This window comes from Candidatus Termitispirillum reticulitermitis (genome assembly GCF_054655775.1).
In genome coordinates this window covers 1-10,611 of record NZ_BAAIHG010000044.1, presented here as the reverse complement: position 1 = coordinate 10,611, position 10,611 = coordinate 1, and the positions used below count along the sequence as shown (strand labels likewise).

Sequence of the window (10,611 nt, the reverse complement as noted above, 5' to 3'; positions counted from 1 at the left end):
GTGCGATAACTTTTGCACCCTCATGCTGTCAAAGTTAAATTCATTCATTCAGCTCATCCCCTTTTATTGTTTTACAACTTCTATCTGTAAGCTGGTCATCACGGCTAGTGCCTTCTCATGCATTTCAGGGGTAGTGCCAGCACATAAATTGCCCGCTACCTTTATTGTAGCTTCAGAGAAAGCGGTTTTTAATAGCACTGCATTAGCGATAACACAGATGTCCGTTACTACCCCCGCTAGTATTATTTCATTAGGCGCACCGCCACAAGCGGATTTCACACTCTTTGCTAGGTCAAGCGAGCCAAATGTTTTCTTCTCTGCTAAGTGCACGTACCCCCTGTTGTTGTCTGCCAACACCTTGAAGTCTCCATATAATTGCCAGCCATTGCTGTCTTTAATGCAGTGTTTAATTGGTAGCTTGCGCCCCTCTTGAGTATCGGCATATTTACTGCCATCATGCGTGTCCACTGTGAATATTATGTTTTTCTTATCAGCAATGTAGCTCTCCACAAGCCGTTTCAGCGGTAGATACAGCTGCTGTGCCTCTTTGCTACCGAGCACACCATCCACAAAATCGTGCTGATAGTCTATTACTATCAATATATCAGACATTGCCCTGACCTCCCAAAGTCTATATCCACTATACTAGGTATTCTTAAACTTGGCAAGGGGGGAGGGAGGGTATGCACCTAAAATCATTTCCTTGATTTTAGTTAGTGTTCGACATAAGATTAACCTAAGGATAACAGCAGGCAAAGGGGACAATAACACAAAAGGCGTAAATCAGCGATGTTGCAACGGATTTACGCTTTTTTCTTGAAAAGCCTTGTAAATTATGCTAGAATACCTACAACAAAAATGTTGTAAGGTGGGAAAATGGCTAAAAAGCCTTATTTGGAGCGGACGTTAGCTATATCAATATGGGATATATAACCCCTTGAAATCGTCTCTGACACGAGCTTTTTCTCTGATGAATAGGTCGTTTTGTTTTATCTAAACTCAATGTGCAGTTCCTTGCCTAGCCCCGTTGCTACACGTTTTAGGAACGTAAGCGATGGATTGTAAGTGCCACTCTCTAGCCTGCTAATATGGCTTTGATTTATGCCTAGCCTATCAGCGAGTTGTTGCTGCGTCATCTTGTTGTCAATACGTGCCTGTATCAGTTGCTTTATCACAGTATATACTGGTTCTAATGCATTATACTCATCAAGCAATGCAGGGTCAGCCACAAACGCCTTTCTTTTGTATTCCTCAAAGTTCATTCAAACACCTCCTCTCGTAATCGTTTAAGTGTTCTTTTGCTCTGTCAATCTCGCCCTGAGAGACTTTATCAGTTTTCTTGACAAACCCGTGCAACAAGACTATTTTATTGCCCTGTAGGACGAAGTAAAATATACGAGATATATCGCTGGCAAACTTAATGCGCAACTCCCATAATTTACCCTCAATATGCCTAGTATATGGCATAGACAAGGCTGTTCCATAGGTTGCCAACAAGTCAACTTCCCATAAAACCTTTGCCCTGTGTTTAGTAGGAAGGGTATCAAGGAAATCGGCAATCACTTCTTTGCCCTCAGCGGTTTTATAAAACTCAATCTCCCACATAGTGATAGTGCAGTATCTTATACCATATAAGATATGTTGTCAAGAGGTAAAAAGACACAAAAACACCCTCACCCCTATAAAAAATTATGTTATTTTTATAATTTACATTAAAATATTTGGCATTGATTTCTGCTAGTCTTTAATATAAGATTAGTCCAAAGATAACAACAGGCAGAGGAGGCAGGCTGTGAATATTGGGCGCAGACTATACATGCAACAACTGCGCAGTTTGCGAGAGCAAAAAATGAAAGTTTGGGGAATTTAACAAACTGGTTTTTGCTATGAACATAACACTGCGCACTATCCTGAAAGATAGCGACCCAGTCGCTATCCGTGAAATTGCCTCTGATACAGCCTTTTTCTCTGAAGCGGAGATTGCCACCGCTGGAGAGTTAGCCGTAGAAACGCTTGCCAAGCCTGACGAATACCTATTTATATTTGCAGAGCTTGATGGGCGGGTTGTGGGCTACGTCTGCTATGGCGAAATACCCCTGACAAGTGGCAGTTATGACCTCTACTGGATAGTTGTCAAACTCTCATTGCAGGGTGCAGGTATCGGACAGATGTTGCTAGCGGCTGTGGAACAGGAAGTGCGTGCAAGAAATGGCAGGCAGATATTTATTTCCACTTCATCACGCGAGCAATACGCCCATACACGTGCATTTTATGAGCATGCAGGGTATAGTCTAAACGCTCAGTTAACAGATTTCTACACCATAGGCGAAGATGAGTGTATATACAGAAAAAATGTGCTATAACATTTAAGAGGAACTAGACGAGGTTTGTATGGATAATACTGCACTTATAAACGATTTCACAGGGGAAATCCACTCCTGCACTGATTTGGCTGGGCTTTATAATATTAAAGTCAAATATTTAGGGAAGAAAGGGGTTATAACAGACCTGAATAAGCAACTGTCTGCCATACCTGCTGATGAACGCCCTGCGGCTGGAGCAGAGATTAACAAATTGCGTCTAGCATTTGAAGAGCTGTTCAACACTAAACAAACGGAGTTGAAGTCTGCTGAACGCAATGCAAAGCTGGCGAATGAGTGTATAGACGTAACTATGCCAGCAGCACCAGCCCCGTTAGGGCACTTGCACCCTGTCTATCAGATATACGATGAAATTGTTGATATATTCGGTGCTATGGGGTTCTCTGTGGCGACTGGTCCGGAGGCAGAGCTTGATTTGTATAACTTTACGATGCTTAATATGCCGAAAGGACACCCGGCACGTGATATGCAAGACACATTCTATATTAGCGAAGACGTGGTGCTACGAACGCATACATCACCCGTTCAGGTGCGGACAATGCTAAACAAGAAACCGCCCGTTCGCATAATAGCTCCCGGTAAAGTCTATCGCTCTGACCACGACAGCACGCATTCGCCTATGTTTCATCAAGTTGAGGGGCTACTCGTTGATAAAAACATTAGTCTGTCAGACCTGAAAGGCACGCTACAATTATTTGTTCACCTAATGTTCGGCGATGACATACCAACGCGTTTCCGCTCTAGCTATTTCCCGTTCACTGAGCCATCTATGGAGGTTGATATGGGTTGTGTAATCTGTAAAGGGGCGGGTTGTCGCGTTTGCAAAAGTTCTGGCTGGTTAGAGATAGGCGGTAGCGGTATGGTCGCCCCAGAGGTGCTTGCGGCGGTGGGCATAGACAGTCTAGTATATAGTGGTTTTGCATTCGGTATGGGCATGGAGCGCATTGCAATGCTGAAATATGGTATAGACGATTTACGGCTATTCTTTGAGAATAGGCTTGAGTTTATAGAGCAGTTTTAGGGGGATAAGATGAGAGTTAGTCTCAGCTGGCTGAATGAATTTGTTGATACATCAAAATACACTCCACAAGAACTTGCGGCTAAATTAACATCCGCAGGGCTTGAAGTGGAACTTATAGAAGAGCGTCCATACATAAAGGACATAGTCGTTGGGCACGTGCTAGAGGCGGGCAAACACCCGCAAGCTGATAGACTAAACCTTTGCAGGGTGACTGACGGCACGGAGGAGCTACAGATTGTCTGTGGAGCACCGAACGTCCGTAGTGGCATTAAGATAGTGCTTGCAAAAATCGGCGCAGAGCTACCGGGCGGGGTGAAAATCAGCAAGGCAAAACTGCGCGGGATTGAGTCCTGCGGAATGCTCTGCTCCGAACGCGAACTATTGCTATCAGATGAACACAACGGCATATTGATTTTGCCTGACGATACAGAGGTGGGCATAGACGCAAACAACATTATCGGCACGAACGACACCATATTTACATTTGGCATTACACCCAATAGGGGGGACTGCGTCAGCATTTATGGGATTGCGCGCGATGTTGCCGCTGTATGCGGACTGCCACTAGTATCAACAGATACAGAGCTAAATGAAAGCTCTGAACCTATATCAGGGCAGGTTGGCTTGAAGCTGGAATATGAAGAGGCTTGTCCGTATTACTCTGCACGGCTAGTCAAGGGAGTTAAGATTGCGCCCTCGCCACTATGGATGCAGTTAAAGCTGAAAAGTGCGGGAATTCGCCCGATAAACAACGCTGTTGACGTGACAAACTATGTAATGTTTGAGCAGGGACAGCCATTGCACGCATTTGACCGCAAATTTGTGGGACAAGACATCATTGTGCGCCACGCTAAAGACGGGGAACGTGTGATTACGCTAGACGGCAAAGAACGTATATTAGACGGCAAGACTGTGGTTATTGCTGATGAGACAAAGGTAGTCGCACTTGGCGGTGTGATGGGGAGTGAGGACTCTGGTATTAACGACAGCACAACGGACATTATACTAGAAAGTGCATATTTTACGCCAAAATTGAACGCATATACAGCAAATAAGTTAGGCATAAGCTCTGATGCGGCTTATAGGTATTCGCGCGGGGTGGATTGGGGCAGGACACGTGAGTTGCTGGACTATGCTGCTACTCTGCTAACGGATATTTGCGGCGGGACTATTTGCAACGGAGCACTTGAAGCGGGCACTATCCCCAATATGTTGGAGGTAAAGGCTAGCGTTCAGAGAATCTGCGCCTTAATCGGCGTGGAAGTGCCTGTCAGAGCTATGGCAGAGATGTTTGATAGGCTGGACATATCAACGGAAATCAGCGGGGACGAGATAACGGCTGTTATTCCAAGCCACCGTTCGGATATAGTTCACGAGGCAGGGCTTGCTGAGGAAGTTGCTCGCCTCTACGGGCTGGATAAGATACCTCTGACTCTGCCTGCAGTGACCGCTGACAGGGTAGTAGTTAACACGTTCCAACTGGCGCGCAGGAACGTGCGCAGACTGTTAGCCGCAATGGGCTTTAACGAAACCATAAACTATTCGTTTATGGAACGGGCTTACTTAAAGCTATTTGACGATGGGGCAAAGCTTGTGGACGTGCTAAACCCTATATCAAAAGAGATGCAAACGTTGCGTACACAGCTATTCCCCGGTGTGGTAAAGGCACTAGAAACTAACTGGAACAGTGGCAAGCGCAGTATCAGGCTATTTGAATTTGCCAAGACATTTGAGAAGTCGGCTGATAAGCAACCAAAGGAAACCACAAGAATATCTATCGGTGTAATGGGCGAGTTTGCTCCGCTAAGCTGGGTGAAACAACCGCAGGTTGACGTATTTTATCAGCTGAAAGCAACGCTTGATAACCTGTGTGGCAGTTTTAATGTGAAGTTAGGCTATGAAACGGCGCAAGAATTATTCTTGCACCCTGGCAAGTCGGCATATATCACTGCTGGTGGGCAGAGGTTTGGTTATTTAGGTGCTTTGCATCCTGATATTGTTGAGAAACTAGACTTAAAAGCACCTGTCTATATAGCCGAGTTAGATTTTGATGCGCTATTCGCACTATCGCAGACCAACAAATATTCATATAAAGCGTTTTCACGTTTCCCTGCTACGTATAAAGATATTTCTGTGGTAGTTGGCAGGAATGTCCATGCGCAAGATATGGTGGCAGCCATAAAGTCTGTAAGCAAATATATTACAGACATTGTTTTATTTGACGAATACAGCGGCGAAGGCATTGCCACTGATGAGCACAGCCTAGCCTACCGCATATACTTTTCAACAGACGACAGGACGCTGGCGGACGATGAAATCAACCCACTGCTAACAAAAATGGCTGATACGTTAAAGGATAAATTGGGGGCGAAACTGAGGGGGTAGTAATTTTTATTCTCTACACATTCCCTTATCGCCGAGATAGAGGTTAAAACACTCGTCAATCTTTCGTCTATAAAGCTCCTGTTCGGCATCCAACGTCTTAAAGAAAACGTTAAAATCTGCCTTGCCATCTACGCTGTCAGCCTGAAAGTATGATAGCAGTTCATCTTCATTTTGCACCACGTGAACTATGCCCGTTTTCAGCCCTAACTCTGCTATATCCCTAAAATTAAAATAATATTTGCCCACAACTACTGGTTTGCCGTATTGCAATGCTTCAAAGATATTGTGCCCGCCAACACCCACAAGCGAGCCGCCTATAAATATTCGCTCTGATACCTGATACATTTGCCCTAACAACCCAAAGGCATCAACGATAATAACGTCAGAATTAAATTGTCCCCGTGAATACCTGCCAGCGGACAAACCCAATTTTCCAGCTATTGCGATAATTTCATCAGTCCTATTGATATGTCGGGGGACTATAACGACTTTGTCGTATTGGCTCTTAAAGGTCAGTGCACATTTCAGAAAGATTTCCTCCTCTGGGTGGTGTGTGCTGGCGGCGATTGCGATACGACCACTAAATTGAGCCATCACATCAGGATGCAGAGGGACAATGTCCTTTTGATATTTTATATTGCCAGCATTCTCAACCTTTTCAGTATCATGTTTCATTATCTCGCGAAACCTTGCGGCATCAAGCTCGCTTTTAGCTAGTATGTTATTAAACTTCTTTAACATAGGCGCAAAGATGAAGGATAATTTTTTATAACGCACCCACGTTCTGTCTGATATGCGCCCATTCAGTAAAACTAGTGGCACACGCTTACTAACGCTATATATGAAATTGTGCCAAAGTTCCGTATCAGTAATCAACACCAGCTTCACGTTGAAATTGTTTAATATATTAGTAAAAGCGAATGATACCTCAAATGGGAGCATAAACACGGCATCAGGCTTTATATTGTCTTGCGCATTAGCATAGCCAGTTTCGGTAAAAGTTGACATTATTACGTCATATTGCGGGTAATCAGCGCGTATCTTCGCCACTACGTTTGCCAGACTGCGCACCTCCCCCACGCTAGAGGCGTGAAGCCAAACTGACGGACATTGCTCTCGTCTGCTACTGCAGGGCAATCCCAACCCTAGCCGCTGGAAGAAGTGCGGCTGTGTATTACGCTTTATAAGTCCAAAGATTAGCGCAGGAACGAATATAAGCGCAATCAACAGGTTATATATGATTCTTAGAAAGAACATCATTAGAGACTCTATCGTATTCCTCCAACATTCGCTTTTCAATGAGCAATCTATCTCGTTCAAGGGCTTCAACACTTGTGTCAGTATTCAGCTTGCAACATTCAGAAAAATGCACATCTATTTTAGAGAATGGCAACGGCAAGACGAATTTGTCCCAGCTCTTAAACTGAACAGCGTTGCCACAGCGACACACTCCTGTCCATACGGTAGCGTTAGTTTTTTTAGCCATATAAACAATGCCCTGTTTGACGATATGGCGCGGACCGACAGGACCATCAACCGTGATAGCAAACCAATGCCCACTGTCTATGAGCCTTTTAGCAAGCACAACTGCTTTTGCTCCACCTCTGCGAGAAGAGCCATTTGCTACGGCAAAGCCCCAACGCTGCAATATATCTGTAATAAATGCACCATCATAGCTGTCAGATGCCATAGTTGCGACCCTTTTATCTTCCAAGTGAAAGATAGAGCAGGTCAACGGCAACAACTGCCCGTGCCAGAGGGATACTATAACAGGCTCTCCCGCCAGCGTTCGTTCTGCCATTTCAGCACCGCCAACTATATTGTAACGCCAGCTTCTAACGAGCATTCTCAATACAAAACTAACGATAGGCGTAAAAAGACTTATAATTTTCCAAACAAAATGCCTAAATATCCGTTTGCGAGCAAACCTATCTCTATTCGCCCTCCCAAACAGCTTGCGCAGTGATAGGTCGCCCTCCCTTAACAGCGAATACATCCCGCCACCCGCTCTAATGCTTGTTGCCACCCTTTGCGCATACTTACCCTCACGAAACTGCCACTTTCAAGACCCCGTATATTAGAACAATCGCGCAACAGCACGCCTTTTTTAGCCGCTGTGCCTACTAAATATTTTGCATCCACACCGTCAAGCACCTGACACAGATTAAAATGAGTGGCAGACGGAGCAGGGGCAAGCCCCAATGCTCTCAACAACTCTACAAAACGCATACGCTCGGTAGCGTCTAATTTATCAGTAGGAATCTCATCGCTTTCAAGCAGTTTCAGTGCTGCTTGCTGCGCTATAGTTGACACGCTCCATGTTGATATTTGCGCCTTTATCCCCTCTATTATAGCCATATCTGCCACCACGTAGCCAATCCGTAAGCCGGGTATTCCGAAAACTTTGGAATATGAACGCAAAGTGATAACATTTCTAGCCATACAGACAGATGTCCAGCCGTCAAAGACGAATGGCATATATGATTCGTCTATTACAAATAAAGTGTCAGGGTATTTACCAACTAGCTTAACTATAACCTCTTGGGATATAAGTTCTCCGGTGGGATTGTTTGGATTGCATATAAATGCTAGTTTAACATTATCATAGTTATCAAAATTGATATTCATCCCCGCCAGCCCTGCCGCACGTTCATAGTCCATATACGTAGGCGGAATAATACTCACATTTTTGCCCGCAAACATTCGGCTTATAGCATAGATTACCTCAGTAGTGCCTGCCGTTAAGAGCACGTCAAAATTAGCTTCTAAGTTATTTTTTTTTCTATAATTGGTTGAGAATAGCGGAGAATACGGCTCAGGCAATACACCCAACAGCCAGTCTTGCGTTAGCACCTCTTTTAGAGCATTAGGGGCACTGTGGGCGACGCATGTTGATAGGTCAATTATATCCTTAGGGACATATCCATAAGTTCTTGCTATAGTCCAAACATTGCCGCCGTGTTCATAACGCGTCATGAAAGCCAGCCCGCCGTTAAGAACAGTAACGTCTCTATCGTTACGCCGAGTGCACCTATCATATCGCCCGTGATGCCGCCTAGCCTCCGCACATACCACGAGCTAATCAACCTATAACTTACAACTGCAACAATAATAAAAGCAAGCGTCATCTTTACACCTAGAGCAATCAACGCCAACAGAACGAAGGGCACGAGCTGCACATGAGACAATTTATTATTTAGAAATACCCTTGCTATGCCATCTTTGCTTATGTATGGAACGTCACTCATCAGTTTAGCCATAGCATAGCGCGATAGGGCAGGCACTATAGCCAACACCCAAGAGGAATTGAGCATAGAAAAGGCTTGAAAATTAGCGGTGAAGTATAGCACCACAGCCCCAGCCCCCATAGCACCTATGCGAGAATCTTTCATTATCTCTAGGCTACGTTCCCTGCCTCTGCCCGAAAATAATCCATCAAACGTGTCAGCAAGCCCGTCAACGTGCAACAAGCCTGTAACCACTGCCATATATATGAGCATCAGCACGGGAGAGGCTTTGCCGAAAACTAAATGAATAACTGCAAGCGGGACACCTATCACAAAACCCGCATAAGCAAAAGTGTCTGCGGTATCGTCATAAATATAGGTATCTTTGCCCTTACGAATCCGCGCTATCGTTAAAAACGACAGCGCGGCAAGCGTCCTAGTAATAATCTTTGTAATATCCACTACTTACCACCCTTTGCGAGCATAGCGGATATTTCATTTACAAATTTTGCTGGGTCGTTCACACGCTCCCCCTCTAGCAATAGTGCCATATCGTAAAGCAAACTAGCATATTTAGATATACCCTTTTTGCTATCCTCTCCTAAAAGTTCGCTATTCATATATTTAATAAGTGCGTGGTCAGGATTGATTTCAAGCGTCCGTTTGCTAGTTGGTACACTCTGCCCCATAGCACGGAGCATTCGTTCCATCTGCGGATTTATAGCATCGTCAGCCAACACCAGACAGGCGGGAGACGATTTTAGCCTATTAGTCAGACGGACACCCTCAATGCTGTCCCCCAAAAGCTCTTTTAGTTTAATAGTCAAACTCTCATAGTTTTTAGCTTTCTTGGCAGTCACCTCTTTGTCTAGTTCAAGGTCGCCGCGCATAACTGACTTGAAGTTTTTTTCCTTAAATGTTCCCAGAGCACCGAACACTAGGTCATCTACTTCGTCTGTCATAAACAGCACTTCAAGTTCCTTTGCTTTCAGGCTCTCAAGATAAGGTGAGTTTTCTAACATTGCACGTGAAGTGCCTGTCAGATAATAAATGTCTTTTTGCTCAGACTTCATTCTGCTGATATATTCTTCAAGGGTAGTCGTTTCGCCAGCTTTAGTAGCGGTAGATTCAAATAGTGCAAGTTTAGCTATGCTCTCTCTGCGCTCATAGTCATAGTGAATGCCTTCTTTGAGAACTTTGCCAAATTCATTAAACAATTTCTTATACTTGTCAGGTTCATTTTGCTGCATATCAGCAAGGGCATCTAATACCCGCTTAACGATGTTCTTTTTCATAGCAGATATTTGACGGTTGTTTTGCAGTATTTCACGCGATATATTGAGCGGCAGGTCGCTAGATTCCACTACGCCAACTACAAAACGCAAATATTGCGGGAGCAACTCATTGCAATGCTCCATTATCTGAACACGCTTCACATACAGCGTGGGACCATATTCAGCGTCTGGGTGAAATAAATTAAACGGAGCGTGTGTTGGGATGAATAAAATACCAGAAAACTCTGATGTTCCTTCAGTCTTAAACTGGATAGCCTTTGCTGGCTCCGAATGGTCGTGCGTTCTATGCTGATAAAACTTGT

Annotated in this window: 11 protein-coding genes; 3 read left to right on the top strand and 8 right to left on the bottom strand. The window is 44.5% G+C overall.

The genetic code is table 11. The features are described from left to right. Nucleotides 1–63: 63 nt before the first annotated feature. The 3 genes from AC1MDJ_RS05450 to AC1MDJ_RS05440 all read right to left on the bottom strand — a co-directional run bounded on the left by AC1MDJ_RS05450 (nt 64) and on the right by AC1MDJ_RS05440 (nt 1,605). A complete protein-coding gene (locus AC1MDJ_RS05450; RefSeq protein WP_479689933.1) occupies nt 64–612 on the bottom strand; it encodes a cysteine hydrolase family protein in 549 nt (182 codons plus the stop codon). Nucleotides 613–989: 377 nt separating this feature from the next. Beyond that, nucleotides 990–1,262: a helix-turn-helix transcriptional regulator gene (locus tag AC1MDJ_RS05445; RefSeq protein WP_479689932.1), complete on the bottom strand. Its 273-nt coding sequence runs from the start codon at nt 1,260–1,262 to the stop codon at nt 990–992. Further along, on the bottom strand, nt 1,252–1,605 hold the full coding sequence (locus AC1MDJ_RS05440; protein ID WP_479689931.1) for a type II toxin-antitoxin system RelE/ParE family toxin: 354 nt from the start codon (nt 1,603–1,605) through the stop codon (nt 1,252–1,254). Before AC1MDJ_RS05440 ends, AC1MDJ_RS05445 begins: the two co-directional genes overlap by 11 nt. 281 nt (nt 1,606–1,886) lie before the next feature. Here AC1MDJ_RS05440 and AC1MDJ_RS05435 point away from each other — a divergent pair, with 281 nt between their 5' ends. From AC1MDJ_RS05435 to pheT, 3 genes are read left to right on the top strand one after another with little or no spacing between them, the layout of a single operon-like run. Then, nucleotides 1,887–2,363: a GNAT family N-acetyltransferase gene (locus AC1MDJ_RS05435; RefSeq protein WP_479689930.1), complete on the top strand. Its 477-nt coding sequence runs from the start codon at nt 1,887–1,889 to the stop codon at nt 2,361–2,363. Nucleotides 2,364–2,391: 28 nt separating this feature from the next. After that, complete coding sequence (gene pheS, locus AC1MDJ_RS05430) at nt 2,392–3,402, top strand: phenylalanine--tRNA ligase subunit alpha (RefSeq protein WP_479689929.1); 1,011 nt, start codon at nt 2,392–2,394, stop codon at nt 3,400–3,402. A 9-nt stretch (nt 3,403–3,411) separates the two neighbouring features. Next, complete coding sequence (pheT, locus tag AC1MDJ_RS05425; RefSeq protein ID WP_479689928.1) at nt 3,412–5,787, top strand: phenylalanine--tRNA ligase subunit beta; 2,376 nt, start codon at nt 3,412–3,414, stop codon at nt 5,785–5,787. A 6-nt stretch (nt 5,788–5,793) separates the two neighbouring features. Here the strand turns inward: pheT and AC1MDJ_RS05420 are convergent, their stop codons facing one another. From AC1MDJ_RS05420 to htpG, 5 genes are all read right to left on the bottom strand, one after another. Continuing rightward, nucleotides 5,794–7,047: a 3-deoxy-D-manno-octulosonic acid transferase gene (locus AC1MDJ_RS05420; protein ID WP_479689927.1), complete on the bottom strand. Its 1,254-nt coding sequence runs from the start codon at nt 7,045–7,047 to the stop codon at nt 5,794–5,796. Further along, nucleotides 7,019–7,813 (bottom strand): lysophospholipid acyltransferase family protein, encoded by a 795-nt coding sequence (locus tag AC1MDJ_RS05415; protein ID WP_479689926.1) that lies wholly within the window; start codon nt 7,811–7,813, stop codon nt 7,019–7,021. The genes AC1MDJ_RS05420 and AC1MDJ_RS05415 overlap by 29 nt, the downstream gene beginning before the upstream one ends. Next, nucleotides 7,768–8,763 carry a pyridoxal phosphate-dependent aminotransferase gene (locus tag AC1MDJ_RS05410; protein ID WP_479689925.1) on the bottom strand — a complete coding sequence of 332 codons (996 nt, stop codon included), beginning with the start codon at nt 8,761–8,763 and terminating at the stop codon, nt 7,768–7,770. Before AC1MDJ_RS05410 ends, AC1MDJ_RS05415 begins: the two co-directional genes overlap by 46 nt. Then, on the bottom strand, nt 8,760–9,476 hold the full coding sequence (locus tag AC1MDJ_RS05405; RefSeq protein ID WP_479689924.1) for an adenosylcobinamide-GDP ribazoletransferase: 717 nt from the start codon (nt 9,474–9,476) through the stop codon (nt 8,760–8,762). Before AC1MDJ_RS05405 ends, AC1MDJ_RS05410 begins: the two co-directional genes overlap by 4 nt. Continuing rightward, the coding region (gene htpG, locus AC1MDJ_RS05400) for a molecular chaperone HtpG (RefSeq protein WP_479689923.1) at nt 9,476–10,611 on the bottom strand (1,136 nt) is incomplete at its 5' end. The genes htpG and AC1MDJ_RS05405, both read right to left, overlap by 1 nt.